The organism is Thermus sp. KWY1 (genome assembly GCF_057547025.1).
Genome location: NZ_BAAJPG010000016.1, coordinates 1 through 24855, shown reverse-complemented (window position 1 = coordinate 24855; position 24855 = coordinate 1). Strand labels below are relative to the sequence as shown.

The 24855-nt window shown below is 64.3% G+C and carries 27 protein-coding genes, 1 pseudogene and 2 riboswitches; of the genes and pseudogenes, 11 read left to right on the top strand and 17 right to left on the bottom strand.

Annotated features, from left to right (window positions below; translation table 11 throughout):
* Positions 1–6 precede the first annotated feature (6 nt).
* The 5 genes from AC27GT_RS03715 to AC27GT_RS03695 all read right to left on the bottom strand — a co-directional run bounded on the left by AC27GT_RS03715 (position 7) and on the right by AC27GT_RS03695 (position 3862).
* Complete coding sequence (locus tag AC27GT_RS03715) at positions 7–612, bottom strand: hypothetical protein (protein WP_015717762.1); 606 nt, start codon at positions 610–612, stop codon at positions 7–9.
* Positions 600–1343, bottom strand: coding sequence for a COG1470 family protein (locus tag AC27GT_RS03710; protein WP_015717763.1), 744 nt, complete (start codon positions 1341–1343; stop codon positions 600–602). Before AC27GT_RS03710 ends, AC27GT_RS03715 begins: the two co-directional genes overlap by 13 nt.
* 84 nt (positions 1344–1427) lie before the next feature.
* Positions 1428–2042, bottom strand: coding sequence for a hypothetical protein (locus AC27GT_RS03705; RefSeq protein ID WP_038029786.1), 615 nt, complete (start codon positions 2040–2042; stop codon positions 1428–1430).
* A 581-nt stretch (positions 2043–2623) separates the two neighbouring features.
* Positions 2624–2709: riboswitch (cyclic di-GMP riboswitch) on the bottom strand.
* Positions 2710–2773: 64 nt separating this feature from the next.
* Positions 2774–2857: riboswitch (cyclic di-GMP riboswitch) on the bottom strand.
* A 128-nt stretch (positions 2858–2985) separates the two neighbouring features.
* Positions 2986–3639 carry a flavodoxin family protein gene (locus AC27GT_RS03700; RefSeq protein WP_041438618.1) on the bottom strand — a complete coding sequence of 218 codons (654 nt, stop codon included), beginning with the start codon at positions 3637–3639 and terminating at the stop codon, positions 2986–2988.
* A gap of 85 nt (positions 3640–3724) precedes the next feature.
* Complete coding sequence (locus AC27GT_RS03695) at positions 3725–3862, bottom strand: hypothetical protein (protein ID WP_015717767.1); 138 nt, start codon at positions 3860–3862, stop codon at positions 3725–3727.
* Positions 3863–3973: 111 nt separating this feature from the next.
* Here AC27GT_RS03695 and AC27GT_RS03690 point away from each other — a divergent pair, with 111 nt between their 5' ends.
* The 5 genes from AC27GT_RS03690 to aspS all read left to right on the top strand — a co-directional run bounded on the left by AC27GT_RS03690 (position 3974) and on the right by aspS (position 8744).
* A complete protein-coding gene (locus AC27GT_RS03690; RefSeq protein WP_253269366.1) occupies positions 3974–4954 on the top strand; it encodes a restriction endonuclease in 981 nt (326 codons plus the stop codon).
* Positions 4951–5706 (top strand): TatD family hydrolase, encoded by a 756-nt coding sequence (locus AC27GT_RS03685; protein WP_054392524.1) that lies wholly within the window; start codon positions 4951–4953, stop codon positions 5704–5706. Before AC27GT_RS03690 ends, AC27GT_RS03685 begins: the two co-directional genes overlap by 4 nt.
* 67 nt (positions 5707–5773) lie before the next feature.
* Complete coding sequence (locus AC27GT_RS03680; protein WP_015717770.1) at positions 5774–7075, top strand: phospholipase D-like domain-containing protein; 1302 nt, start codon at positions 5774–5776, stop codon at positions 7073–7075.
* The gene (locus AC27GT_RS03675; protein ID WP_015717771.1) at positions 7062–7361 is read left to right on the top strand and encodes a hypothetical protein; all 300 of its coding nucleotides are present in this window, start codon (positions 7062–7064) and stop codon (positions 7359–7361) included. Before AC27GT_RS03680 ends, AC27GT_RS03675 begins: the two co-directional genes overlap by 14 nt.
* 114 nt (positions 7362–7475) lie before the next feature.
* On the top strand, positions 7476–8744 hold the full coding sequence (gene aspS, locus AC27GT_RS03670; protein ID WP_054392526.1) for an aspartate--tRNA(Asn) ligase: 1269 nt from the start codon (positions 7476–7478) through the stop codon (positions 8742–8744).
* A gap of 51 nt (positions 8745–8795) precedes the next feature.
* Here the strand turns inward: aspS and AC27GT_RS03665 are convergent, their stop codons facing one another.
* The 4 genes from AC27GT_RS03665 to sdhC are packed head-to-tail and all read right to left on the bottom strand — an operon-like array spanning position 8796 to position 11988.
* The gene (locus tag AC27GT_RS03665; RefSeq protein WP_038070159.1) at positions 8796–9494 is read right to left on the bottom strand and encodes a succinate dehydrogenase iron-sulfur subunit; all 699 of its coding nucleotides are present in this window, start codon (positions 9492–9494) and stop codon (positions 8796–8798) included.
* Positions 9495–9502: 8 nt separating this feature from the next.
* Positions 9503–11236, bottom strand: a complete 1734-nt coding sequence (sdhA, locus tag AC27GT_RS03660; RefSeq protein ID WP_015717775.1) for a succinate dehydrogenase flavoprotein subunit — start codon at positions 11234–11236, stop codon at positions 9503–9505.
* A 1-nt stretch (position 11237) separates the two neighbouring features.
* Positions 11238–11633: a succinate dehydrogenase hydrophobic membrane anchor subunit gene (locus AC27GT_RS03655; protein WP_015717776.1), complete on the bottom strand. Its 396-nt coding sequence runs from the start codon at positions 11631–11633 to the stop codon at positions 11238–11240.
* A complete protein-coding gene (gene sdhC, locus AC27GT_RS03650) occupies positions 11623–11988 on the bottom strand; it encodes a succinate dehydrogenase, cytochrome b556 subunit (protein ID WP_015717777.1) in 366 nt (121 codons plus the stop codon). The genes AC27GT_RS03655 and sdhC overlap by 11 nt, the downstream gene beginning before the upstream one ends.
* Positions 11989–12267: 279 nt before the next feature.
* Between sdhC and speD the strand changes: the two genes are divergently transcribed.
* The 4 genes from speD (at position 12268) to AC27GT_RS03630 (ending at position 15812) form a co-directional block, all read left to right on the top strand.
* The gene (gene speD, locus AC27GT_RS03645; protein WP_015717779.1) at positions 12268–12702 is read left to right on the top strand and encodes an adenosylmethionine decarboxylase; all 435 of its coding nucleotides are present in this window, start codon (positions 12268–12270) and stop codon (positions 12700–12702) included.
* Positions 12703–12789: 87 nt separating this feature from the next.
* Complete coding sequence (locus AC27GT_RS03640) at positions 12790–13941, top strand: NEW3 domain-containing protein (protein WP_015717780.1); 1152 nt, start codon at positions 12790–12792, stop codon at positions 13939–13941.
* A 1-nt stretch (position 13942) separates the two neighbouring features.
* Positions 13943–14866, top strand: a complete 924-nt coding sequence (locus AC27GT_RS03635) for an ABC transporter ATP-binding protein (RefSeq protein ID WP_015717781.1) — start codon at positions 13943–13945, stop codon at positions 14864–14866.
* On the top strand, positions 14856–15812 hold the full coding sequence (locus tag AC27GT_RS03630) for an ABC transporter permease (protein ID WP_015717782.1): 957 nt from the start codon (positions 14856–14858) through the stop codon (positions 15810–15812). The genes AC27GT_RS03635 and AC27GT_RS03630 overlap by 11 nt, the downstream gene beginning before the upstream one ends.
* Positions 15813–15857: 45 nt before the next feature.
* Here AC27GT_RS03630 and AC27GT_RS03625 read toward each other — a convergent pair whose 3' ends face one another.
* Both AC27GT_RS03625 and AC27GT_RS03620 read right to left on the bottom strand, forming a co-directional pair.
* Positions 15858–16238: a cupin domain-containing protein gene (locus AC27GT_RS03625; protein WP_015717783.1), complete on the bottom strand. Its 381-nt coding sequence runs from the start codon at positions 16236–16238 to the stop codon at positions 15858–15860.
* Entirely contained in the window at positions 16226–16852 is a 627-nt protein-coding gene (locus AC27GT_RS03620) for a phosphoribosyltransferase (RefSeq protein WP_015717784.1), read from the bottom strand. Before AC27GT_RS03620 ends, AC27GT_RS03625 begins: the two co-directional genes overlap by 13 nt.
* An 88-nt stretch (positions 16853–16940) precedes the next feature.
* Between AC27GT_RS03620 and AC27GT_RS03615 the strand changes: the two genes are divergently transcribed.
* The gene (locus AC27GT_RS03615; protein WP_015717785.1) at positions 16941–18623 is read left to right on the top strand and encodes a long-chain-fatty-acid--CoA ligase; all 1683 of its coding nucleotides are present in this window, start codon (positions 16941–16943) and stop codon (positions 18621–18623) included.
* A gap of 2 nt (positions 18624–18625) precedes the next feature.
* Here AC27GT_RS03615 and AC27GT_RS03610 read toward each other — a convergent pair whose 3' ends face one another.
* The 6 genes and pseudogenes from AC27GT_RS03610 to panB all read right to left on the bottom strand — a co-directional run.
* Complete coding sequence (locus AC27GT_RS03610) at positions 18626–19771, bottom strand: cysteine desulfurase family protein (RefSeq protein ID WP_041438622.1); 1146 nt, start codon at positions 19769–19771, stop codon at positions 18626–18628.
* Between the two features lie 48 nt (positions 19772–19819).
* Positions 19820–20266: an RrF2 family transcriptional regulator gene (locus tag AC27GT_RS03605; RefSeq protein WP_038041747.1), complete on the bottom strand. Its 447-nt coding sequence runs from the start codon at positions 20264–20266 to the stop codon at positions 19820–19822.
* 23 nt (positions 20267–20289) lie between these two features.
* Complete coding sequence (locus AC27GT_RS03600) at positions 20290–21096, bottom strand: metal ABC transporter permease (protein WP_015717788.1); 807 nt, start codon at positions 21094–21096, stop codon at positions 20290–20292.
* On the bottom strand, positions 21089–21829 hold the full coding sequence (locus AC27GT_RS03595; RefSeq protein ID WP_015717789.1) for a metal ABC transporter ATP-binding protein: 741 nt from the start codon (positions 21827–21829) through the stop codon (positions 21089–21091). The genes AC27GT_RS03600 and AC27GT_RS03595 overlap by 8 nt, the downstream gene beginning before the upstream one ends.
* A 145-nt stretch (positions 21830–21974) precedes the next feature.
* On the bottom strand, positions 21975–23786 hold the full coding sequence (locus tag AC27GT_RS03590; RefSeq protein WP_049775651.1) for an ABC transporter ATP-binding protein: 1812 nt from the start codon (positions 23784–23786) through the stop codon (positions 21975–21977).
* A 97-nt stretch (positions 23787–23883) separates the two neighbouring features.
* A pseudogene (gene panB, locus AC27GT_RS03585) lies at positions 23884–24657 on the bottom strand (3-methyl-2-oxobutanoate hydroxymethyltransferase); the annotation flags it as partial.
* Positions 24658–24688: 31 nt separating this feature from the next.
* Between panB and AC27GT_RS03580 the strand changes: the two are divergent.
* Positions 24689–24855 (top strand): transposase family protein (locus tag AC27GT_RS03580; protein WP_487223479.1); only part of this gene is annotated, 167 nt, incomplete at its 3' end.

The window sequence follows — 24855 nt, the reverse complement described above, 5'->3', positions numbered from 1 at the left end:
AGAGATTCAGTTGTTGCGCAACCTGTAGGTGAAGGTCAGGGTTCCCGAAACGGGAGGGTCCGGCAAGAAGGCATCCAGGGGATCCATGCGGAGCAGGATGTAAATCCAAAGGACCGCCGTGGTGTTGCGGGGGATGCTGGCAAGACCCCGGTTATCGGGGATGGCCCCAAGGGGGGTGGGGCTTGGAACATGGTTGATCACCCCGGTCCCGGAAACCACCTGGACCATCACGTAGACCCGGGTGTTGGGATCCAGGGGCGGAGGAAGGGAACCGCTGATGCCGGTCAGGCGGAAGCAATGGGTATTCCCGGCTCCGCAAAGAGCACCCCCACCGCCACCGCCCCCAGTGGTGATCGTGCACTCCAGCCGGTAGGGCTGGCTACCTCCCAGCACCTGGGTGGGCAGGAACATAAGAGGCCCGGCATCGAACAGGTGAAGGTACCCTCCCAGGTTGGCCACGGGGTAGCCTGCCTGGAAGCTGAGGGAGCCTGGGGCGCTAAAGTCGAAGCGCACCTCGCTGGCATCGCAGGATACCTGGGCAAGACCCAGGGCGAAGAGAAAAGGGACAAGGGCTAGGGTACGGGTCAGCCCATTAGGGGCTATCTTGTCCATTTCCCCTCCGAAGCGTAGCGCCCATAGGGGCTTTCCAGGATGACCACCACCCTGTACTCTCCAGGAGGAAGGGGCTCTGGGGGCTCAAACTCAAGCCTCCTGGCTCCCCCAGGCCATACGGGAAGCTCCTCCACGGAAAAGCTGGCGACCCTTTTCCCCTCGGGGGAGAAGACTTCCACCTTTCCGCTCACCCGCTGGAGGACGTTTCCCGGGTTCTCCAAAAGGACCGGTAAAGACCGGCCTTCCCCACCCACCGTGGCCCTCAAAGCCGGGCGTTCGGTTCCTCGGAGGGTGACGTAGAGGGCCAAGCCGATCTCCGGCCTTATCTGAAGCCGCACGCCACCCTTGTCCTGAATCCTCAGACCTCCGCTGAAGATCACCAGGCAGGCCAGGGTTCCCTCACCTTCTGGAGACTTTCCCTCCACCCGCACCTCGAGGGACCCTCCCGGGGGAAGAGTAAAGGCCGTGGGGATTACCCTAAGCTCCGCACAAAGCCCCCCGGACAAGGGAAGCTCCTCCACCGAGCCGTCCTCCTTCACCTGAAAGGAAGCGAGGCGCACGGTAACAGCCTCTTCCCTGGGGCCCTCATTCCTCAGGGTAGTCGTCAGGGAAAAGGCCTCCCCGGGCATAGCGGCAAGCTCCACCCGGGCGGGGGAAAGGGTCAGGTAGGCCCCCTGGGCCAGGGCCGGTAGGACTGTAAGGATAGCGAGTAGGATCCAAGGCCTCCGCATGGTTCTCCACCAGCATACCTCCCCAGCGCAAAACCCCTGGGGACCTCTATGCGGGCCTCCCAGGGGTTTTGCCCAACGCCCCCCTTACGGAGAAGTCAGGGTGTAGGTGATGGTGATCTGCTGGTCGTAGCCAGCAAGGGGGATGTCATCGTTAATGTCCATGGTGAGGAGGTAGTAGAGCTTGTAGACCGACTTGCCCTGCCCCCCGGCACCTGCGCTAATGAGGGTGGACACGCTGGTAATGGGCGTGGGGACGGTAGTCCAAGAACCGCCCTTCCCACTTACCTTCTCGGCAAAGACCTTCACCCGGCTGTTGCTTAAGGGAGCACCGAGGGTGCCCGAAATGGAATCGACGCTCACCGTCCACTGGGCCCGGTTAGAGCGAATGGTCATGGTGCCGTAGTCCGCTCCTCCGGTCCCCTCCACGCTGGTGGGGGCGAAGTCCTGGGTGCCGGCAGCGGTATCGATGAAGGTATCGTAAGCCGCCTTGGAAGCCTTGGTGTAGGAGGTGCTACCCACGGTCACGGTTTCCGTACCGGTGAGAGAAGGATTGTTGAAGTCAAAAACGAAGTCGGTGGCGTTCAGCTGCAACGACAGGATGGAAGGGATGGTCACCTTGACCGTGTGGCTGGCCGTGGTCTGCGCCAGAGCCAGACCTGCCATAAGCATGAGGGCCATCAGGGCTACCAGCTTGCGCATATCCTAACCTCCCAAAAGGATTAGGGGCCGGTTGCGCCACTGGCTCCCCCCCGCTCCTTGGCGCCCATCTGGGAGATCGGGGGTTCCTCGCCTCCCCTCAAGGCCTATATTAATGGCCCATGTGAAAACCCTGTGAAAGAATGTTCATCCACCCCCAACCCTCACCCACACTTCCCAGGTGGCACCCGCGGGAACCTGCAAGGTAACCTCCTCCCGACCCCTCCCTTCCAGGAGGAAGGAACTTACCTCGGAAGATGGATTCTCCAAAAGCGGCACCAGCCAAAGCCGCCACCGGGTATTGGAAACGATCCGGAGCCTGTAGCTACCAGGCCCCAATGTAAGCCTGCCTTGAGGCAAGGCCTCCATCCTTAGACCAAGTTCCACCACCTCCAAACGGAGGATGACGGGAATCCGAATCCCCACCTCATGTTGAGCTTGCAAGGGGGCATCTCCCGCAAGGCCGGGCTGGAAAGCCCATAACACCCCCATCAACCCCAGCCCTATGAGCAACCTACGCATAACCACCTCCCACCGCTAGTCCGGGGAAGAGGTGGCGCAAAAAGCCGCAAGAGGACAAAGGATCGACGTTCGGCCGGTTGCGCCACTGGCTCCCCGTGTCCCTTGGCGCCCATCTTGGGTTCCACGGTTCATCGCCTCCGAACGCCCTAAAAACCTTAGGGCCAGGCTTGGGCGCCTGGCCGGCAAGGGTTTGGCTACAAAGGAAAGACCTTCTAACCCTCAGCCGGTTGCGCCACTGGCTCCACCTGCCCCAGGCGCCCAACTACAGGGCAGGCTTCTTCGCCTCCGAGGTACCTTGTGGGGAGCCTACGCTCCCTAACTTCAGGATAGCACAAACGGGGGGAAATGGCCCCTAAAAAACCTGTCCACCCTTCAGGCGGAGGACCCTCACCTGGGTTTCTTGCCTCCCACTCCCAGCACCCACTCAATCCGCTGCCACTCCTGGCAACCGGGGTAGACGGTACTGGTAACTGGGAAGGGGTTCCCGGAAAGCGGTTCCCCTAAGCTTTTCCGCCATCAGCACCAGGTTCTCCCCGGCAATGCGGGCATCCTCCATAAGCTCGGTGTTCTCCTTGAGGCTCACGGCACCCCGGTAATGGGCGTAGACCAACCCCAGGGGCGCCAGGACGAACCCCATGTAGGAAAGGGGCAGGAGCATCTGCGAAAGCGCCTGGCTGGCCCCTTCCTCCTCGGCCACCGCCAACAGGACCATGGGCTTGCCCAGGTTTAAGAGACCCTGGTTCTCCATGGAGGTCATGCGCTCCAAAAGGGCCTTCATCCGGGCGGAAACGCTAAACCAGTAGACCGGCGTGGCGAAAACCACCGCGTCTGCCCGGATGAGCTTGTCCGCTATCTTGCCGAAGCCATCCCAGGGTCCCTGCACGCAGGTGTCCGGGCCGCAGGAAGTGGGGTCTTGGGAGTAGTTCCCCACGCAGAAGGGAAAGGGGTACCGCACCAGGTCCAGGCGCTCGGTGGCAGCTCCCCGGCGCCTGGCGGCTTCCAGAACCTCATCCAACAACTCTGCCGTAAACCCGTCCGTCCGTGCCGATGCGTTGACGCCGAGCACGCGTAGACTCATAAATATCACCCACGCACTAAACCTCATTTAGCATAGCACGCGCACCCCAAGGCCGCCAAGGCCCGGCCACAAACTCCCCCATCCCCTAGGCCAGGACGGGGTAGCCCTTAAGCTCCACCACCGGCCCCTCGAGGCGCCACGCCAGCGTATACGTGCAGCCCAAGGGGCTTTTCCAGTGGTCCAGGGAAACGAAGTGTAGCCCACCCCCACCCGTGGAGGGCACAAGCAGTCAACAAGCGGCAAAGCCACTGCATGGGTCCAATCCACACAACCGGGCCGGTAGACCAGGGTGGGGAACTTCCCATGCTAGATTAAAGACATGGCCCTTTGGCTGGTGCGGGCGGGGAAGAGAGGGGAAACCGAGGCCTTTTGCCTCGAAAACAAGGTAGCCGCCGTAGGCTGGGACGAGGTTCCTGACCTCACCTCGTTGGACAACCGCGCGACGCTTCTGCAGCACTTGAGCACGATATATTCAGAAAAGTCCAGAAATGCCCTTATCAACTGGGCCAGCGAGTTATGGGCCTTTGCCAAAGAGATGAAGGAAGGAGACTTGGTGGCCCTCCCTTCCAAGCGAGAGCCAAAAATTCACTTCGGAACGGTGACCGGACCCTATCGCTACGTACCTGATAACCCACCCGGGGCCAAGCATACACGCCCAGTCCAATGGTTGAAGACTATCCCACGAGCGGCTCTGGACCAGGATCTACTCTACTCCCTGGGTTCCTCTCTGACCGTGGCCCAAATACAAAGGAATAATGCAGAAGAACGGGTTCGCGACCTATTAGTAAATGGGGGAGATGTAAAGAACGGAAATGGGACAGAAAAACTAAACCTCGAGGAGCTTGCCCGGGACGCCATCCGGGATTACCTTAACCGCCGCTTCAAGGGGCATGCCCTGGCAAGGTTGGTGGAGGGTATTCTCCAAGCCCAGGGTTACCGCACCTTCCTCTCGCCCACCGGTCCCGATGGCGGGGTGGACATCCTGGCGGGCTCCGGGCCTTTGGGCTTTGAATCCCCCCGTATTGCCGTTCAGGTGAAGTCCGGGGATGCCCCCATAGGCACCAAGGAACTCAACGAGCTCCGAGGTGCTATGAAGAAGTTTGGGGCCAACTATGGCCTATTCGTGAGCTGGGGTGGCTTTAAGGAAACGGCCAAAAAGGAGAAGCCCACCAGTTACTTTGAAATCCGCCTGTGGGACTCCGAAGACCTGATCCTGCACCTCCTGGAGAGCTACGAACGCCTGCCTGAGGAGCTTAAGGCCGAACTTCCCCTTAAGCGCATCTGGATCCTGGTAGAGGACGAAGAGAGCACATGACCGACACCCACGCCCACCTGGATTTCCTGGAAGAAGCCGAGCTGGAAGACGCCAAAGCCCACTTTCCGGAACTCAGGGCCATCCTCACCCTGGGGGTGGACCCAACCCGCTGGGAAAGGACACTGGCCCTGGCCCAGGAAAATGTGTACGCCGCGGTGGGCCTCCACCCCACCTCGGCCCATCTGCTCTCCCCCGAGGTGGAAGAGGCTTTAAGGTATTACGCCCGTCACCCCCGGGTGCGGGCCGTTGGGGAAAGCGGCCTGGACTATTACTGGACCCCCGAAACCAAGCCCGCCCAGCTTAAGGCCCTGGAGTTCCAAGCGACCCTGGCTGAGGAGCTCGGGCTACCTTTGGTGCTCCACGTGCGGAGCAAGGATGGGCAAGCGGAGGAAGACCTGGCCGCCTGGCTCCTTGCCCACCGACCCAAAAGGGTGGTCCTCCATGCCTTTGGCGGGCACCCGGCCCTCGAGGCAGCGGGCCTCGAGGTGGGAGCCTACTTCAGCTTCGCAGGCCCCCTCACCTACAAGAAAAACCAGGCCCTCCGGGAAGCCGCCCAAAGGCTTCCCCTGGACAAGCTCCTGGTGGAAACCGACACCCCCTTCCTGCCCCCGGAACCCCACCGGGGAAAGCGCAACCTTCCCCACTACGTGCGCCACACCCTGAATAGGCTTGCGGAGGTGCGGGGAGTGGCCCTGGAGGAAATGGAATCCATCACCGACCAGAACGCGGAAACCTGCTTCCGCTGGACATAGCCCACGCCCTCTGTTTGCAAGCTTCCTGACCCCTCCCTGACCCCCATGGGTCAGAATGAAAGGCGGTATGAGAAAGCTCTTTTTACTTCTTTTCTTCCTCCTCCTAACCGCCCTGGCCGCCCCCAGGTTGGTGGTGGAGCCGGACGATGGGGTCAAGCCGCTACTGGACCTCATCGCCTCGGCCCGGGAGGAGATCCTGGTGAAGATGTACCTCTGGACCCCAAGCCGCCTGGACGTGGTGGACGCCTTGGGGGAGGCTGTGGCCCGTGGCGTGAAGGTTAAGGTCCTTTTGGAGCGGGAGCCCTCCGGGGGACGGGTGGACCTCACGGTGTTTCAGGCCCTGAAGGAACGGGGCGTGGACGTCAAGCTCACCACCCCCTTCCGCTTCGTCTTCGTCCACGAGAAAAGCCTGGTGGTGGACCGCAAGCGGGCCTGGGTGGGCACCATGAACCTCACGGGAAGCTCCTTCACCGCCAACCGGGAGTACGCCCTCATCCTGGACGATCCCAGGCAGGTGGCGGAGGTGGTGAAGGTCTTTGAAGCGGACTGGGAGGGGAAAAGGCTGGACCTCTCCCAGGCGCTTCTCGTCTGGGCCCCAAGCCGCATCCTGGGCGGGGTCAAGGAGGGCAACGCCCGGGAAACCCTCCTCGCCCTGATCCGTGGGGCCAAGAGGGAGGTTTTCCTGGAGCACCAGGCCATGGCCGATCCCGAGGTGGTGGCCGCCCTCAAGGAAGCCTTGGCCAGAGGGGTCCGGGTCCGCCTGGTGGGAAGCCCGCAGGAGCCCGGGGACACCTACTTCCTGGCAGGAGCGGAGGAGCTAAGGCGGGCCGGGGCGGATCTCCGCTTCCTACCCGATCCCTACGTGCACGCCAAAGCCCTGGTGGTGGACGGGGAGGTGGCCCTCGTGGGAAGCCTGAACCTGAGCGCCAACTCCTTGAACGCCAACCGGGAGCTTTCCGTACGCTTCACCCGCAGGGAAGCCCCCGAGGCCTTCGCCAGGCTCCTTTCCATGATGGAAAGGGACTTCCAGGCAGGGCTTACCGAAAACCCCTTTGCCCTACCGCCCCTGGAAGGGGTCATTCCCTGGCAAGATGCCCCCAAGTACTTTGGCCGTATAGCCACGGTGGAAGGGGTGATTCAGCAGGTGGAAGACCGGGGCACCGTGGCCTTCCTCCGGTTCGGACCCGGGGAAAGCGACCTGAGGCTGGTGGTCTTCCCAAGGAGCTACGCTCTCTTCCGGCAACCCTTCCCCCAAAGCTACCTGGGTAAGAAGGTAAGGGCCAGGGGGCGCATCGTGCTTTACGCTGGCTACTACGAGATCGTCCTGGAGGATCCCTCGGCCCTCGAGGTGCTGGATGGAAGCCCTTAAGGCCCTAGGCTACGAGATAAGCCCCATAGAAGGGGGCTTCTACGGGGAGAAGCGCCGAGGGGGCGTACTCTACCAGGTCTTCTACTCCGAGGCGGGGGACGTGCGCCTAAGGCGCCTCCGCTTCCTGAGGGAAGAGGCAAAGCCCTTGAACCTGGCCGGGGTGGCAGGGGAGTGGGCAGCCCGGTACCAGGTGGAGGAGAACTTCTTCGCTGTGGCGGACCCTCAGGACCTCCCCAGCCTGGTCCTGGCCTTTGAGCGCCTTGACCTAGGGGAAGAAACCCCCTAAACTCAAGGGCAATATGCGTCTGCCCCAGGGTAATGACGCCTAGACGGGGGGCAAGGCCATCCGGCCCCCCCGGCCCCCCATGGCCGGGGGGGTCAAACCTTAAGAGGAGGGAGCATGCGGGTTCTGGTACGGGACTTGAAGAAGTATGTGGGCGAAGAGGTGGAGCTACTAGGCTTTCTCCACTGGCGGCGGGACCTGGGCAAGGTGCAGTTCTTATTGCTACGGGACCGAAGCGGCATCGTGCAGGTGGTGACCGGTGGGCAGAAACTTCCCCTGCCGGAAAGCAGCCTCCGGGTAAGGGGCCAGGTGGTGGAAAACCCCAAGGCCCCAGGGGGCCTCGAGGTGCAGGCAAAGGAAATAGAGATCCTCTCCCCTGCCCTGGAGCCCACCCCGGTGGAGATCCCCAAGGAGGAGTGGCGGGCAAGCCCCGACACCCTTCTGGAATACCGCTACGTCACCCTAAGGGGGGAGAAGGCCCGCGCTCCCCTCAAGGTGCAGGCGGCCCTGGTGCGGGGTTTTAGGCGCTACCTAGACCGGCAGGATTTCACGGAGATCTTCACCCCCAAGGTGGTGCGGGCGGGGGCCGAGGGAGGCTCGGGGCTTTTCGGGGTGGACTACTTCGAGTACCGGGCTTACCTGGCCCAGTCCCCCCAGCTTTACAAGCAGATCATGGTGGGGGTGTTTGAGCGCGTTTACGAGGTAGCCCCGGTCTGGCGCATGGAGGAGCACAACACCAGCCGCCACCTGAACGAGTACCTCTCCCTGGACGTGGAAATGGGGTTCATCGGGGGGGAGGAGGACCTCATGCGGCTTGAGGAAAACCTCCTTCAGGAGATGCTGGAGGAAGCCCTTTCCAGCGCCGGAAACGAGATCCGGCTTTTGGAAGCCGAGTGGCCCTCCTTCCCCAAGGAAATCCCCCGCCTGACCCACGCCGAGGCCCGGAAAATCCTGAAGGAAGAACTGGGCTACCCCGTGGGCCAGGACCTTTCCGAGGAGGCGGAGCGCCTCCTCGGCCAGTACGCCAAGGGGCGGTGGGGTTCGGACTGGCTCTTCATCACCCATTACCCCCGAAGCCTTCGTCCCTTCTACACCTACCCCGAGGAAAACGGCACCACCAGGAGCTTTGACCTCCTCTTCCGGGGCCTGGAGATCACCTCCGGGGGCCAGAGGATCCACCGCTACCCGGACCTGGTGGAAAGCCTAAAGGCCAAGGGCATGGACCTCGAGGGCTTTAAGGGCTACCTGGAGGTCTTCAAGTACGGCATGCCTCCCCACGGGGGTTTCGCCATCGGGGCGGAAAGGCTCACGCAAAAGCTTCTCGGCCTCCCCAACGTGCGCTACGCCCGGGCCTTCCCCAGGGACCGGCACCGGCTCACCCCCTGATGCCACCCCACCCTGGCCTCGCCAGGGTGGGGCACCAGGAGAGGATTGCTTCTAGAAGCGGTCAAAGAGGATGGCCCGCTTGACCTCCTCTATGAGCTGGGTTACGGGGATATCCCGGGGGCAGGCCTCAGTGCAGTTGTAGGCGGTGCGGCAGCGCCAAACCCCGCTTCCCGAGCCCAGGGCCTTGAACCGCTCCCGCTTTCCCCGGTCGCGGGAGTCGAAGATGAACCGGTGGGCCTGCACGATGGCGGCAGGACCCAGATACGTCCCGTTCACCCAGAAGACAGGGCAGCTGGTGGTGCAGCTGGCGCAGAGGATGCACTTGGTGCCGTGGTCAAACCGCTCCCGTTCCTCAGGGCTTTGCAGGCGCTCCCGGGCCGGCGGAGGCTCGTCGTTGATGAGGTAAGGCTTCACCGCCCGGTAGGCGGCGAAGAAGGGCTCCATGTCCACAATGAGGTCCTTCTCCACCGGCAGACCCCGGATGGGTTCCACGGTGATCACGTTCCCCAGGTCCTTCACCAGGGTCTTGCAGGCCAGGCGGTTTCTGCCGTTGATGAGCATGGCGTCGGAGCCGCAGATCCCGTGCCCACAGCTCCGGCGGAAGGCCAGGGTGCCGTCCTGGTCCCACTTCACCTTGTGGAGGAGGTCCAAAACCCGGTCCCAAGGTTCGGCCTCCACCTGGTAGGTGTGCCAGGTGGGCTTCTGGTCCTTGGCGGGGTCAAAGCGAAGGATCTTCAGGGTTACCTGCATGGCGCCTCCTAGTAGGTGCGGGCCTTGGGCTCAAAGCGGCCCAGGACCACGGGCTTGTAGCGGAAGGTCACCTTGCCGTCGGCCACCTTGTAGGCCAGGGTGTGCTTGAGCCAGTTGGCATCGTCCCGCTCGGGGTAGTCCTCCCGGGCATGGGCCCCGCGGGACTCGGTGCGGTTCAAAGCGGAGTGCACCAGGGCCTCGGAAACCTCGAGGAGATACCCAAGCTCCAGGGCCTCCACCAGCTCGGTGTTGTAGGCATCCCCCTTGTCGTCAATGGAGATGTTCCGGTAGCGGTCCATGAGCTCCTTCAGGATCTCCACCTGCTTGGCCAAGAGCTCCCCGGTGCGGAAGACGGAGGCGTTGTCCATCATGGTTTGCTGGAGCTCGGCCCGGAGCGCCGCCACCTTCTCCTTGCCCGTGGAGTTTTTGATGCGCTCAATGCGCTCGCGGCTTTCGCCCAGGTGCTCCTCGGTGAGCTCGTGGTAGTCGGCATCCTTGGCGAAGCGGGCCGCATGGATCCCGGCGCGCCGGCCAAAGACCACCAGATCCCCCAAGGAGTTGGTCCCCAGGCGGTTGGCCCCGTGCAGGCTCACGCAAGCCGCTTCCCCGGCGGCGTAAAGCCCGGGCACCACGGTGTTGTTCTCGTCCCGGATGACCTGGCCCCAGAGGGTGGTGGGAATCCCCCCCATGGCGTAGTGGGCGGTGGGCATCACCGGCACCGGCTCCTTCAAGGGGTCCACCCCCAGGTAGATGCGGCTGAACTCGGTGATGTCGGGAAGCTTCTTCTCGATGACCTCGGGAGGCAGGTGGGTGAGGTCCAGGAGCACGTGGTCCTTCTTGGGGCCCACCCCCCGGCCCTCCCGCACCTCCAGGTACATGGCCCGGGAAACCATGTCCCTGGGAGCCAGGTCCTTGATGGTGGGGGCGTAGCGCTCCATGAAGCGCTCCCCCAGGGCGTTCCTCAGGATGCCCCCCTCCCCCCTGGCCCCCTCGGTGAGGAGGATGCCCAGGGGGTAAAGCCCCGTGGGGTGGAACTGGTAGAACTCCATGTCCTCGAGGGGAAGCCCCTTGCGGTAGAGGATGGCCTGCAGGTCCCCGGTGAGGGTGTAGGCGTTGGAGGTCACCTTGTAGATGCGGCCAAAGCCCCCCGAGGCGATGACGATGGCCTTGGCCTGGAAGAGGTGAAGCTCCCCCGTGGCCAGCTCGTAGGCCACCAGACCCTTGGCCACCCCGTCCTCAACGATGACATCGGTGACGTGGAACTCGTTGTAGAAGGTGATGTTGTGCTTCACGCACTGCTGGTAAAGGGTCTGGAGGATCATGTGCCCGGTGCGGTCGGCGGCGTGGGCCGCTCGGTGCACCGGGGCCTTGCCCCAGTCCTTGGTGTGGCCGCCAAAGCGGCGCTGGGCGATCTTGCCGTTTGGGAGCCGGTCAAAGGGAAGGCCCATGTGCTCCAGCTCCAGGACCGCCTCGATCACCTCCTTGGCAAAGACCTCGGCGGCATCCTGGTCGGTGAGGTAGTCCCCTCCCTTCACCGTGTCGAACATGTGCCACTCCCAGTGGTCCTCCTCCACGTTGCCCAAGGCCGCCCCTATCCCTCCCTGGGCCGCCCCCGTGTGGCTTCGCGTGGGGTAGAGCTTGGTGACCACCGCCACGTCCGCACCTTCCCTGGCCGCATAGAGGGCCGTAGCCAGGCCCGCTCCACCTGCGCCTACCACGATGACCTCGTGTCTGTGCGCCATACTAGTTCACCCCGAAATCGTGATTGAGAAGGGAAAGGCTCCCCAGGAAGAAAAGAAAGGCGATGAGGCTGTAGAGCACCACCTTGGTCCAGAAGCGCCTGGACGGGTTCCGAATCCAGTCGTCCAGCACATACCTAAGCCCGTTGGCCCCGTGCAAGAGGCCCAAGGCCAGGATCAAAAGGTCGTAGATCTTCCAGGTGGTCTGGGAAAGTCTCTTGGCCACGTACTCGTAGTCAATGCTGTTGAGGTCGGTGATGACGGCGTTCATCCACATGTGGCCGATGAGCAGGAAGACCAACACCACCCCGGAGATGCGCATGAAGACCCACCAGTAAAGCTCCAGGTTGGTGCTGGCCTCGAGGCGGGCTTCCTCATAACGCTTGGACTTAATCGCCATGGCTACCTCCCAGGATGCCCCCTCCGATCTTCAAAAGGAAGGGAAGGTAGAAGATCACGAAAAGAACCCAGACCCCGTACCAAAGCTGCCGCTGGTAGCGCACCCCCCAGGCGGTGAAGTCCATGAGGATGATCCTGAGCCCGTTGAACCCGTGGTAAAGCACCCCGGCGATGAGAAGAAGAAGCCCTATCTGGAAAACCGGCTGGTGGTAGAACTTCATGAGAGCGTTGGACACCTCCGGGCCCCACATGGCGCTTGCGATGTTGGCCACGTGGAGCATGAGGAAGACCAGAATGCCCAGGCCCGAGATCCGGTGCAGGTAAAACGCCCACTGCCCTTCTCTTCCCCTGTACATGGCACCTCCTTGCCGGGGATATCATACCACCTTTCTTAAGGAAACCACCGTCTGGGGCTTATTTCCTCCCCATCCATACCCCATCCCCGTATAAGAGGCGCATGGAAGGGAGCTTCCCTCCACCTCCCCTTCCCCCCTTCCCCGGGGCCACCCCCAGGGGGAGCAAAAGGGGGTTTTCCCGCCAGGGGACAAGGTATTGACAGGGGGGGGAGGGGGGGGCATAATGGGGGGCGTGCCGCGGGGGGATACCCCGGGGGGCACGGGAAGGAGGTGGTCAGGATGGAACTCTTTGGATTCGGACCGCATCTGATGGTGGACGGCTACGACGCCAATCCCGAAAAGCTCCGGGACGCCGAGCTGGTGCGCCGCGTTCTGGACGAGCTCCCCGAGGAGATGGAGATGACCAAGGTGCTTCCCCCCTTCGTCTACAGCTACGGCCCCGAGGGGGAGGACGGGGTGACCGGGGTGGTGATCATCGCCGAAAGCCACATCGCCATCCACACCTTCCCCAAAAAGCGCTTCCTTTCCATCGACATCTTCTCCTGCAAGGCCTTTGACATGGCCCAGGTGCTGAGGAAGCTCACCGCGGTTTTCGAGATCGGCCGCTACGAAACCTACATGATCAACCGGGGCAAGGAGTTTCCCAAGGACCCCGAGCTGGCCCGGAAGATCGTCCTGGGGGAGCGGGAGTACCTCGAGGCCCGGGTGAGCTAGGAAAACTGCCCCCCTTTCCCGGGCTTGCCCCGGGGTTTTCATTTTGGACTCATCCTTCCTCTCTAGCTTATAGGAGGAGGCTTAGGTATGGTGCGCAAGCTACTCACCCTGGTTCTTCTGGGATTCGGCGTGGCCTTAGCCCAAGCCCAGGGCTTTCGCGGTCTTTCCCTAGGCACCTCCTATCCGGAGATCGGGGTGCAACCCGGGGAGAGCGTCAACCTGACCCTCACCCTCAAAAACTATGGCCTTCCCCCCGGGGTGGTGCGGGTCCAGGTGGCCGAGGCCCCGCAAGGCTGGCAGGCCAGCCTCATCGGCGGGGGTCGCCTGGTGCGGGCGGTCTACCTGGCCCCCGACGGGGAGGCTACCCTTACCCTTCGCCTCCAGCCTCCCAAGGAGGTGAAGCCCGGCACCTACCGCTTCCTGGTGCGGGCTGAGGGGCTTGGCCATACCGCCAGCCTTCCCATCGGCCTGGTGGTGGGGCAGGGCCTGCCCCAGAGGCTTAGCCTCGAGGCGGAGCTCCCCATCCTCAAGGGTCCTCCCACCAGCTCCTTCCGCTACCGGGTGACCCTGAAAAACGAGTCCGACCGCGACCTATTGGTCTCCCTGGAGTACGAGGCCCCCAAGGGTTGGCAGGTGACCTTCACCCCCGCCTTCTCCAGCCAGCAGGTGACCAGCCTGCCCATCAAGGCCGGGGAGAGCAAGGACCTGGACGTGGAGGTTTCCCTGCCCAAGGACACCAAGGCGGACACCTACGGCCTCACCTTGAGGGCAGCCGCCGGGGAAGCCAAGGCGGAACTGGCCTTGACCCTCGAGGTCACGGGCCGGCCCGATGTGCGCTTCACCACCAAGGAGGGGCGGCTTTCCGGACAGGTGGTGGCGGGCCGGGAAAATGCGGTGAAGCTTGTGGTGAAGAACGAGGGTAGCGCCCCGGCCAAGAACCTGTCCTTCAGCGCCATGGAGCCCTCGGGCTGGGAGGTGAAGTTTGAGCCGGATAAGCTGGACGCCCTGGACCCCGGCCAGGAGCAGGAGGTAACCGCCCGCATCAAGCCCTCCCCCAAGGCGGTGACGGGGGACTACATGGTGACCCTCAGCCTTTCCGGGTCCGATGGCCTTTCCGAGAGCCTGGATTACCGGGCCACCGTGGTGCGCTCCAGCCTCTGGGGCCTGGTGGGGGTGGGCATCATGGCCGTGGCCCTTCTGGTCCTGGGCTTCGCCGTGAACCGCTTCGGCCGGAGGTAGCATGGCGGTCATCGAAACCCATGGCCTCACCAAGCGCTACGGGCGGGTGGTGGCCGTGGAGGACCTGAACCTGGAGGTGCAGGAAGGGGAGGTCTTCGGCCTCCTGGGGCCTAACGGCTCGGGGAAGACCACCACCATCCTCATGCTCCTGGGCCTCACCGAACCCACCCGGGGCGAGGCCCGGGTGCTGGGATTGGATCCCATGCGGGAACCCTTGAAGGTGAAGAGCCAGGTGGGCTACCTCCCCGACCAGGTGGGGTTTTACGGGGAGCTCACCGCCTGGGAGAACCTGCGCTACACCACCCGCCTTTTGGGCCTCCCCGAGGCCGAGGCCAGGGCCCGTATAGAGGAGGTGCTCAAGCGCATGGGCCTCTGGGAGGTGCGGGACCGGCGGGTTTCCGCCTTCAGCCGGGGGATGCGGCAGCGCCTCGGGCTTGCGGAGGTGCTTTTGAAGAGGCCTAAGGTGGCCATCCTGGACGAGCCCACCCTGGGCCTGGACCCCGAGGCCGCCCGGGAGTTTCTGGAGCTCATCAAGGGCCTGAAGGCGGAGGGCATCACCATCCTCCTCTCCAGCCACCTCCTGCACCAGGTCCAGGAGGTCTGCGACCGGGTGGGGCTTTTCCATAAAGGGCACCTCGCCCTTTTGGGCACCGTGGAGGAGTTGGCGCAAAGGGTCTTAGGGGGTGGGTACGAGATCCTGGTGGAGGCCAGCCCGGGCCTCGAGGAGGCCTTCCGCCGCCTGGAAGGCGTGGCCCGGGTGGCAGCGGAGGGAGGGCGGTACCGGATTCTCTCCAGCCGGGACCTCCGGCCGGAGCTGGCCCGGATAGCCGTGGAACACGGCGAGCTTCTAAGCCTCTCCCTCCGCCGTCCCAGCCTGGACGAGGTCTACGCCCACTACTTCAAGGAGGTGGCCCATGCGGCGTGAAGGCTCCCCCTGGACCGGGCTTTGGGCGGTTTTCTTCAAGGAGATGGCCGACCACCTCACGGGCTTGAGGATGCGCATTCTGGAGGGGTTGATCCTCCTGTCCGCCCTGGCCGCCGTGTACACCGGCACCCAGACCCTGCGCCAGACCGTGGGGGAGGACCCTTACCTCTACCTGAAGCTCCTCACCACCGCTCAGGACCCCCTGCCCTCCTTCGTGGGCTTCCTTTCCTTCTTCGTACCCCTGGCGGCCATTGCCTTGGCCTTCGATGCGGTGAACGGGGAGTACGCCAGGGGAACGCTTTCCCGTATCCTCTCCCAGCCCATCTACCGGGACGCCCTCCTCTTCGGCAAGTTCCTGGCGGGGCTCGGCACCCTGGCCGTGCTTCTCACCGCTCTCTTCCTCCTGGTGGTGGGCCTGGGCCTCTTCACCCTGGGAGTGCCCCCCGGAGGCGAGGAGATGGCCCGGGCCTTCCTCTTCCTCCTGGCCACCTTGGCCTATGCGGGCTTCTGGCTGGCCTTGGGCCTCCTCTTCTCCGTCCTCTTTCGCCAGCCGGCCACCGCCGCCCTAGCCGCCATCGGGGTCTGGCTCTTCTTCGCCGTCTTCTTCCCCATCCTCACCGACCTGGCGGCAAGCGCTCTTCTCCTTCAGGCCGACCCCTTTGACCCGGAAAGCCAGCTCAGGCAGGCCAACCTGGCCCTTTGGATCTCCCGCCTCTCCCCCAACACCCTCTACGCGGAAACCCTCACCGCTGTGCTTAACCCGGCGGTGCGCTCCTTGGGCCCCATCCTCATCACCCAGCTGGAGGGAGCGGTGCTGGGAACCCCCCTTCCCCTCTCCCAAAGCCTCCTCCTGATCTGGCCCCAGCTCACCGGGCTCATGGCTCTGGTGATCCTCCTCTTCACCCTGGCCTACGTGGCCTTCCAGCGGCAAGAGGTGCGCGCCTAGAAAACCCCGCTGGGGCTGAGCACCCCAGCGGGGACCCCAGAAACCCTAGTCCTCCAGCCACTCGGTGGCGTAGGCGTTGGTCTTGGGGATGACGCAGAGGAACTCCACCGGCTCATCCCCCTCGTTCACATAGGCATGGGGCGTGTCCGGGGGGATGTAGACCGCCTGCCCAGCCGCCACCTCCCTCACCTCATCGCCCAGGTAGATCTTCATGCGCCCGGAGAGCACGTACTGCTCGTGCTCGATGCTGGGGTGCTTGTGCTTGGGAATCCTTCCCCCCGGCAGGATGGTGAACTTACGGGTGATGAAGTGGGGGGCTCCATCCTCAGGGCCAATGAGCACCTGGATAAAGGCCTTCTCCCCCCGCTCCACGGGACGGGCCTCCACGCTGGCCCCCTGCTTGACCACGGGCTTCATGCCGACCATTGTAGCAAAAGGCCCTCCACTTCCTCATCGGTGACCTCACCGAAGTCCATGAAGTAGGCCCCCACGGCGGCGAAGTCCGGTGGGGTGGAGAGCACCACCACCTCCGCTTGATCCTTCAGCCCCTCCACCGCATCCGGGCTGGCCACGGGCACCGCCACCACCACCCGCCGGGGTTTTTCCGAAAGGACCACGGCCAAGGCCGCCTCCATGGTGGAACCGGTAGCGATGCCGTCGTCCACCAGCACCACATCCCGGCCCGCAAGGGGCACCTTTGGCCTCACCTTCCGGTAGCGCTCGGCCCGCTTGCGGATCACGTCCTTCTGCCTGGCCGCTTCCCGCTCCAGGTAGCTTTGGTCGGCGTACTGGAGGGCATAGGGCTTCAAGACCATGCCCCCCTTTTCCCCCACCGCCCCCAGGGCGAACTCCGGATTTCCCGGAGCCCCCACCTTGCGCACCAGGACCACATCCAGCTCCCCCCCCAGGCCTTTGGCCACCTCATCCGCCACCACCACCCCGCCTCGAGGGATGCCCAAAACCACAGGGCGTTCTAGACCCAAGGGCTTTAGGGCTTCCACCAGAAGAGCCCCAGCGTGCCTGCGGTCGCGGAAGCGCATAGGAAACCTCCTTATCCATGCTACACCGGCCCATGGTCTTGAACGCGGTATAAAGTTTTTGATAAGCTCGGGGCGAAGGAGGTAAGGTATGGACCAAGTCAGCGCCAAGCCCTGGCTCGCCCACTATGACCCCGGTGTGCCGCACGAGGTGGAGGTACCCCCCATCCCCCTGTGGCGATTCCTGGAAGACGCTGCCCAGCGTTACTCGCACCACATCGCCTTAGAGTTCCTGGGGAAAACCCTTACCTATGCGGAGCTATGGGAGAAATCCCGGCGCTTCGCCGAGGGGCTTAAGGCCCTGGGGGTGAAGCCTGGCGACCGGGTGGCCATCATGCTCCCCAACACCCCCCAGTTCGTCATCGCCTTCTACGGAACCCTTCTGGCGGGGGGCGTGGGAGTCAACGTGAACCCCCTCTACACCCCAAGGGAGCTAAGGCACCAGCTCAAGGACTCGGGGGCGGAAACCCTGGTCATCCTGGACCACCTCCTGCCCCGCTTCCTGGAGGTGGAGGGGGAAACCCCGGTGAAGCGCACCGTGGTCACGGGCATCAAGGACTTCCTCCCCTTCCCCAAAAACCTCCTTTACCCCTTAAAGGCGAAGCGGGACAAGCTACCCCTGGGCTTTCCTAAACGGGAAGGATTCCACGCCTTCTCGGACCTCCTGAGGCATCCCCCCGCCACCCCCCATCCCGCTGATCCCGAGGACCTGGCCCTTTTGCAGTACACAGGGGGCACCACGGGCATCTCCAAGGGCGCCATGCTCACCCACCGGAACCTGGTGGCCAACGTCCTGCAGATCGACGCCTGGGACTCCACCTCCAAGGAACTCCTGGGCAAAGGGGTGATGCTGGGAGCCCTGCCCTTTTTCCACGTCTACGGCATGACCGTGGCCATGAACTACGGCATCTACTCCGGTTACAAGATCGTCCTCCTGCCCAGGCCGGAGATCCACGCCATCGTGGAGGCCATTGAAAAGCACCAGGTCACCCACTTCCCCGGGGTGCCCACCCTCTACGTGGCCTTCAACCACTTCCCGGGAATCGAGAAACGGAACGTAAAGAGCATCCGCATCTGCCTCTCCGGAGCCGCTCCCCTGCCGGTGGAGGTGGCCAAGCGCTTTGAGGAGATCACCGGGGCCCGGCTCATCGAGGGCTACGGCCTCTCCGAGGCAAGCCCCGTGACCCACTCCAACCCTGTCCAGGGGGAGATCAAAAAGGGCTCCATCGGTATGCCCCTGCCCAGCGTGGACGCCAAGGTGGTGGACGAGGAGGGCAAGGAAGTCCCCATGGGAGAGGTGGGCGAACTCGTCGTCAAAGGCCCCAACATCATGAAGGGCTACTGGAACCGCCCAGAGGAAACCCAAAAAGCCCTCAAGGACGGCTGGCTCTTCACCGGGGACATGGCCCGTATGGACCAGGACGGCTACTTCTACATCGTGGACCGCAAAAAGGACATGATCATCGCCGGCGGCTACAACATCTACCCCCGCGAGGTGGAAGAGGTCCTCTACCAGCACGAAGCCGTCCAGGAAGCCGCCGTGGTGGGCGTACCCGACCCCTACCGCGGGGAAACCGTGGCCGCCTTCCTCGTCCTCAAGGAAGGGTATAAGGGCAAGGTCACGGAAAAGGACATCGAAGCCTTCTGCCGGCAAAACCTCGCCGCCTACAAGGTCCCCCGCATCATCCAGTTCCGGGACAGCCTGCCCAAAACCAGCGTGGGGAAGATCCTCAGGCGGGAACTCCGCGAGGAGTTTGCCAAAAGGCAGCCTTAGCTTTAGGCCCGCGCCCGGGCCACCGCCTCCCTGAAGACCTCCACCGCCCGGTCCACCTCGGCCTCCGTGGTGTAGCGTCCCAGGGAGAAGCGCAAGGAGGCCCGGGCTTCCCTCGGGGAGCGTCCGATGGCCAGGAGGACATGGGAGGGCTCGAGGCTCCCCGCCGAACAGGCCGAGCCCGAGGAAACCGCCACCCCCATGAGGTCCATGGCGAGAAGCAAGGCCTCCCCATCCGCGCCCTTCACCGTCACGTTGACCAGCTTGGGCAGGCGGCGCTCGGGATGGCCGTTGAGCTCCACCCCTTCCACGGAAAGCAAGCCCGCCTCGAGGCGCCGCCTCAAGGCGAGAAGCCGGGAGGACTCCTCCGGCAAGAGCCTTAAGGCCTTCTCCAGGGCCACCGCCATCCCATGGGCCAGGACTGGGCTTTGCGTGCCCCCCCGTCTTCCCCCCTCCTGCTTGCCCGGCACCAGGGGAAAGAGGTCCACCCCCTGGCGCACCAAAAGGGCTCCAATCCCCTTCGGCCCATAGAACTTGTGGGCGCTTAGGGAAACCAGGTCCGCCTCCACCTCATCCACCCGGAAAGGCACCTGGCCCACGGCCTGCACGGCATCGGTGTGGAAAAGGGCCCCGTGGGCGTGGGCGATCTCGACCATCTCCCGGATGGGGTAGAGGGTGCCGAGCTCGTTGTTGGCGGCTATGACGCTCACCAGGATGGTGTCGGGCCTCAGGGCCTCCTCCACCTGCTCCGGGTAAACCAGGCCCAAGCGATCGGGCCTGAGCCGGGTCACGGCAAAGCCCAGGCGCTCAAGGAGCCGCAAGGCCCCCAGGACCGCGGAGTGCTCCACCTCCGTGCTCACCACATGCCCCTTCCCCTTGGCCAAGGCCACCCCCAAAAGCGCCAGGGCATCCGCCTCGGAACCCGAACCGGTAAAGACCACCTCCCTGGGGCGCATCCCCAGGAGGCTTGCGATCCGCTCCCGGGCTCCCTCCAGCACCCTTCTGGCTTCCTGGCCAAAGCGGTGGATGCTGCTCGGGTTGCCGAAGATTCCCTCCACCTCGCGCATCGCCTGCTGGACCTCGGGATCCAGGGGCGTGGTGGCCGCGTAGTCCAGATAGACCAAAGCCAAGGTTTCCTCCTTGCCCTCCATTCCCTTTGCCAGGGACAAGCCCTGGCAGCCCTTCCCAAGTCCGCTTGCCTAGCCTGCGGGCTGGAGCTGGATCAAGCGCTTGGCCTCGATGAGCTTCCGCTCCTCAATGAGGTCCTTCAAGGTGGTGCTCCCCAGGACCTGGCGCATGGCCAGATCCACCCGCTTCCAAAGGAGCTCGGTGGAGCACTGCCCCACCTTGGCGCAGGACTCCGGGTCCTCGATGCAGGAAACCGGGGCCAGGCTGCCCTCGAGGGCCTCCACCACCTCGAGGGCCGTCACCCTCTCGGGGGGACGGGCCAGGCGGTAACCCCCCCTGGCCCCCCGCACGGAGCGGATGAACCCGGAGCGCCTAAGCTGGGCGGCGATCTGCTCCAGGTAGTGCTGGCTGATGCCCTGGGCCTCCGCCACCTCCTTAAGGGGCACCGCCTCCGGGGCCTTGAGGCCGATCTCCACCAGGGCCCTGAGGCCATATTGGGCCTTCGTGGACACCCACATGCCCCCAGTATAGCGCAAAGGCTTTATTTCCTCACGGAAAATACGGTTTTCACGAAGGCCAGGCCAAACAAGGCCGCCTGCAGAAGCACGATGCTGGCCCCGCTGGGCCAGTCCAGGAGGAAGGAGAGGAAAAGGCCAAGCAGCGTGGAAAAGGAGGCCAGGAGGAGGGAAAGAAGGGTGAGCCCGGCAAAGGTGCGGCTCAAGAGCCTGGCCGCCGCCCCGGGGATCACCAAAAAGGCCGCCACCAGAATAATCCCAACCACCTTCACCGCCAGCACCAGGCTCACGGCAAGGAAGCCGGAAAGGAGGTAGTCGTGGAGAACCACCGGCACCCGGTCGGAAAGGGCCAGTTCCCGGTCAAAGGTGGCGTAGGCCAAGGGCCCCCACAGGGGAAGGAGGAAGAGGGCCAGGAAGAGGAGGAGGACCATGGCCCAAAGGTCCGCGGGCCCCACCGCCAGAAGGGAGCCGAAGAGGTAGCCCATGGCGTCCCCCACATACCCCCGGGCCTTGGAGAGGAAGACCGCCCCCAGGGCCACGGAGAGGGCGAAGAAGACCCCGATGGCGGTGTCCTCGGAAAGCTCGGTCTTCTCCTTCACCAGGGTGATGGCCATGGCCACCAGAAAGGTGAAGGGCAGGGCAAACCAAAGGGGCTCCCCCCTTAGGAAAAGCCCCAAGGCCACCCCGGCGAAGGCGGCGTGGGCAAGCCCATCCCCCAGGAAGGAAAGCCGCCTTTGCACCACGAAGGGGGAGAGCAATCCGGAAAGAAGGCTCACCAAAAGCCCTGCGAGGAGGGCCCTCTGGAAAAAGGGATAACCCAGGGCGTCAAGCATGCCCACCCCCCAGGTACAGCCCGTGGGCATGGCCCAGGTGTCCAAAGGCCTGGCGCAGGCACTCCTCGGTGAGGGCCCGCTCCGGCGGACCAAACCCCACCACCCTGCGGTTCATCACCAGGACGTGGCTGGCATGGTGGGCGGCCTCCCAGTCGTGGGTGATCATGAGCACCGTAGCCCCCGATTCCTCCTGGTAGGCCTCCAGGTACCGGTAGAGGTCCACCTCCCCCACCCGGTCCACCCCGGTGGCGGGCTCATCCAAAAGGAGGATCCTCGGCCGGCGGATGAGGGCCCGGGCCAGGTAGACCCGTTGGAGCTGCCCCCCGGAAAGCCGGCCCAAGGGGCGGAAGGCCAGTGCCTCCGCCCCCACCCGCCTTAAGGCGGAAAGGGCTTCCTCCCTTTCCCAGGGGGACAGGCGGAAGGGCCAGCGCCGCCTCAGACCCGTGGCCACCAGTTCCAGGGAAAGCGCCGGGAAGGAGCGGTCAAAGGTCTTGATCTGGGGCACGTAGCCGAACCACAGGGGATCGGTTTCCCTCAAGGAACGCCCCAAAACCCTGACCTCGCCCCGGAAGGGCACAAGGCCCAGGATGGCCTTCAAGAGGGTGCTCTTCCCCGCCCCGTTGGGGCCCACGATGGCCACGAAGGCTCCCTCTGGCACCTTCAGGCTGACGCCCTCCAGGGCCCTGAACTCCCCAAAGCGCACGGACAGGTCCTGGACCTCGAGGGCCAACACACAATAACGCTAATCCATTTTCAACAAGCCCGTCAAGCCCACCAGGAAACGCCTGGAAGAATCCCCCCTGAAGAACGCTCCCACAGGCTTTCCAGCCCGCCGACGGCACCGGTGGCCTGGCTTTGTTTTGGGGGCAGCCCGTCCTTTAAGCCCCTACCCCAGAACCCAAGGCATCCCCATCGGACCGGTAGAGCCCGGCCTGCAAGCGCCAGAGCTCCGCATAGACCCCAGCCCGCCCCAGGAGCTCCTCGTGGGTTCCTTCCTCCACCAGGCGCCCCTTTTGCAGGACCAGGATCCGGTCCGCCATCTGCACGGAGCCCAGGCGGTGGGTGATGAGGAGGACGGTCCTGCCGCGGGAAAGCTCGGCAAACCGCCGGTAGAGATGGGCCTCCTCCTTGGGGTCCAGGGAGGCCGTGGGCTCATCCAGCACGAGAAGTTCGCCCCCACGAAAAAAAGCACGGGAGAGGGCCACGCGCTGCCACTCGCCTAAGGAGAGCTCCGTGCCCCCGAAGGCCTTGGAGAGCAGGGCCTCCAACCCGAGCCGCTCCAGGAGTTCCAAGGCCCCTCCCGCCTTGGCCGCCTCCCACAGGCGTCCCTCGTCGGAAAGGGCCTCCAAGTCCCCTAAGGCGATGTTCTCCCGCAGGGTAAGGGCATAGCGGCCATAGTCCTGGAAGACCGCGGAAACCAGGCGGCGCCAGGCGTCAAGGTCCAGCTCCCTGAGGTCCACCCCGTCCACCAGGATGCGGCCCTCCGTGGGGTCATAGAAGCGGAGAAGGAGCTTGACCAAGGTGGTCTTGCCCGCACCGTTTTCCCCCACCAGGGCCAGCCGCTCCCCCCGCCGGATGGTGAAGGAGACGCCCTCGAGGGCCCGCCGGCCCCCGGGGTAGACGAAGCCCACGTTTTCAAAGCGAATCTCCTCGAAACCTTGCACCGCCTTGGAAGCAGTCTGAGCCAAGGCGGGAGGTAAGGCCAGGAAGGCCTCAAGCCGCTCAAAGTAGAGGAGGCTTTCGTACAGCATCCCCCCATCCTGGATCAGGCCGTAGAGGTTCTGCTGCAAGGTCCCCACCGACTGCAGGAGGAGCACCAGGCTGCCGAGCCCTGAAGCCCCCAATAGAGCCTGCCGCAACCCCAAGTACAGGGCCAGGGCGGTGGCCAGGGTGCTTCCCAGCACCAAACCGCTGGCCCCCAGGGCCTGCCGTCCCCGGGCCCGCCACAAGGCCCGGTGCAACCGCCAAAAGGCCTCCAGATACCGCCCCCGGAAGAAGGGCAACAGGCCATAAAGCCGGACCTCCTTGGCTCCTTCCGGGCTCAGAAGGGCCTCGGCGAAGTAGCGCATCCGCCGGGCCTCGGGCGCCCCAAAGAGAAGAGCTTCCCACACCCCCTTTTGCAACCGAAAGGTGAGGAGGGCCTGGGGTAGGCTACCCGCAAGCAACAGCAGGGGGAATACCGGGGCCAGGCTGAAGAGCAACCCCAATACCCCCGCCACCGTGATCCCCTGGCGGAAGGCGTTGCCGAGAAAAACCAGCAGGTTTAGGGGCTGGTACGGTGCCTGGTCCCGCAGCACCTGAAGCTCGTCGTGGAAGCTGGGGTTCTCAAAGGGCGTCAGGTCGGGAAGGCCCGCAGCCTTTTCCATCAGCAAGAGGTGCACCCTGGCCGTGAGCTTTTCGTTGACCGCCCCCTGCAGAAAGGCCACCCAGGGCACCAGCAGAAAATCCAGGGCGAAGGCCAGGGCAAGCCCTGCCAGGGGCCAGAACAGGTCCAGGGTGAGGGATCCCCTTCCCAGTTCCCGCGCCAGGCCGTCCACCAGAGTGCGGGTGAGACCCAGCACCGCAACCGGAAGGAGCCCGCCCAGGGCGAGAAGGCCCAAAAGTAAGGCCGCCTCCCGCGGGGCCGCCTGGAACACCTGGCGTAGGGCAAGGAGGAGCCTGCGGATCAAAGATCCGGGGTGCGAGGGCATAGGCCCTTCCATATCCAAAGCGCCCTCCTGCAAAAGTATAGACCATCTCCAAACGCTTGGGGCAAATAAAAAGCCCGGGCGGGAGGAAACCCTACCCCTAGAAGCTGTGCTCGTCAGAGGGGAACACGCCCTCCCGCACCTCCTGCACGTACTGGGATAGGGCCTCGAGGAAGAGCCTTTCCCCCTCCAGATACCGCTTCACGAACCGGGGCTTGAACTCCCCGTAAAGCCCCACCACGTCGTGGAAGACCAGAATCTGGGCGTCCGTGTGGGAGCCGGCTCCGATGCCCACGGTGTGGATGGATAGCCGTTCCGTGATCTCCTTGGCCAGGTCCTTGGGCACCATCTCCAGCACCACCCCGTAAGCCCCCGCCTCCTCGAGGGCCATGGCCCCTTTGAGGATGCGCTCGGCCTCCTCGGGGCGCCTCCCCTGCAGCCTGTAGCCCCCAAGCTGGCTCGCCGTCTGGGGGGTGAGGCCCACGTGGCCCAGGACCGGCACCCCCGCCCGGCTGAGCCCGAAGACGATCTCCGCCACCTCCTCCCCACCCTCCAGCTTCACCGCATCCGCCCCGCCTTCCTTGAGAAGCCGCTCGGCGGCGAAAAGGGCCCGATCCAGGGTGGCATAGGAAAGATAGGGCAGGTCCGCCACCAAGAAGGTGTCCGGGGCCCCCCGCCGGGCCGCCTTGGTGTGGTGGAGCATCTCCTCCAGGCTCACGGGAACCGTGGAGGAATAGCCCAGCACCACCATGCCCAGGGAATCCCCCACCAGGATGGCGTCCACCCCAGCCCGCTCAGCTAGGCGGGCCGTGGGGTAGTCGTAGGCGGTGAGGTACACCAGCCTCTGGCCCTTGGCGTGACGGACAGACTTGACCTATATGCGGCTCCTGGAGTAAAGAGGGGGCATGACCCTGCGCGAAGCCCTGTCCCAGATCCCCGACCCCCGGGCCCGCAACCGGCAGTACCCCCTTTGGGGCCTCCTGGCCCTCATCCTGGTGGCTTTTCTTTCCCGCGTGGACTCCCTGAGGGGCGTGGAACGCTTCGCCCGCGCCAACCCCCACCTCTTGCCCCA

Coding starts and splice junctions, on each gene's coding strand:
- AC27GT_RS03715 (WP_015717762.1), bottom strand. CDS start 612: ATGGACAAGATAGCCCCTAATGGGCTGACCCGTACCCTAGCCCTTGTC.
- AC27GT_RS03710 (WP_015717763.1), bottom strand. CDS start 1,343: ATGCGGAGGCCTTGGATCCTACTCGCTATCCTTACAGTCCTACCGGCC.
- AC27GT_RS03705 (WP_038029786.1), bottom strand. CDS start 2,042: ATGCGCAAGCTGGTAGCCCTGATGGCCCTCATGCTTATGGCAGGTCTG.
- AC27GT_RS03700 (WP_041438618.1), bottom strand. CDS start 3,639: ATGAGTCTACGCGTGCTCGGCGTCAACGCATCGGCACGGACGGACGGG.
- AC27GT_RS03685 (WP_054392524.1), top strand. CDS start 4,951: ATGACCGACACCCACGCCCACCTGGATTTCCTGGAAGAAGCCGAGCTG.
- AC27GT_RS03680 (WP_015717770.1), top strand. CDS start 5,774: ATGAGAAAGCTCTTTTTACTTCTTTTCTTCCTCCTCCTAACCGCCCTG.
- AC27GT_RS03675 (WP_015717771.1), top strand. CDS start 7,062: ATGGAAGCCCTTAAGGCCCTAGGCTACGAGATAAGCCCCATAGAAGGG.
- aspS (WP_054392526.1), top strand. CDS start 7,476: ATGCGGGTTCTGGTACGGGACTTGAAGAAGTATGTGGGCGAAGAGGTG.
- AC27GT_RS03665 (WP_038070159.1), bottom strand. CDS start 9,494: ATGCAGGTAACCCTGAAGATCCTTCGCTTTGACCCCGCCAAGGACCAG.
- sdhA (WP_015717775.1), bottom strand. CDS start 11,236: ATGGCGCACAGACACGAGGTCATCGTGGTAGGCGCAGGTGGAGCGGGC.
- AC27GT_RS03655 (WP_015717776.1), bottom strand. CDS start 11,633: ATGGCGATTAAGTCCAAGCGTTATGAGGAAGCCCGCCTCGAGGCCAGC.
- sdhC (WP_015717777.1), bottom strand. CDS start 11,988: ATGTACAGGGGAAGAGAAGGGCAGTGGGCGTTTTACCTGCACCGGATC.
- speD (WP_015717779.1), top strand. CDS start 12,268: ATGGAACTCTTTGGATTCGGACCGCATCTGATGGTGGACGGCTACGAC.
- AC27GT_RS03640 (WP_015717780.1), top strand. CDS start 12,790: ATGGTGCGCAAGCTACTCACCCTGGTTCTTCTGGGATTCGGCGTGGCC.
- AC27GT_RS03635 (WP_015717781.1), top strand. CDS start 13,943: ATGGCGGTCATCGAAACCCATGGCCTCACCAAGCGCTACGGGCGGGTG.
- AC27GT_RS03630 (WP_015717782.1), top strand. CDS start 14,856: ATGCGGCGTGAAGGCTCCCCCTGGACCGGGCTTTGGGCGGTTTTCTTC.
- AC27GT_RS03625 (WP_015717783.1), bottom strand. CDS start 16,238: ATGGTCGGCATGAAGCCCGTGGTCAAGCAGGGGGCCAGCGTGGAGGCC.
- AC27GT_RS03620 (WP_015717784.1), bottom strand. CDS start 16,852: ATGCGCTTCCGCGACCGCAGGCACGCTGGGGCTCTTCTGGTGGAAGCC.
- AC27GT_RS03615 (WP_015717785.1), top strand. CDS start 16,941: ATGGACCAAGTCAGCGCCAAGCCCTGGCTCGCCCACTATGACCCCGGT.
- AC27GT_RS03610 (WP_041438622.1), bottom strand. CDS start 19,771: ATGGAGGGCAAGGAGGAAACCTTGGCTTTGGTCTATCTGGACTACGCG.
- AC27GT_RS03605 (WP_038041747.1), bottom strand. CDS start 20,266: ATGTGGGTGTCCACGAAGGCCCAATATGGCCTCAGGGCCCTGGTGGAG.
- AC27GT_RS03600 (WP_015717788.1), bottom strand. CDS start 21,096: ATGCTTGACGCCCTGGGTTATCCCTTTTTCCAGAGGGCCCTCCTCGCA.
- AC27GT_RS03590 (WP_049775651.1), bottom strand. CDS start 23,786: ATGCCCTCGCACCCCGGATCTTTGATCCGCAGGCTCCTCCTTGCCCTA.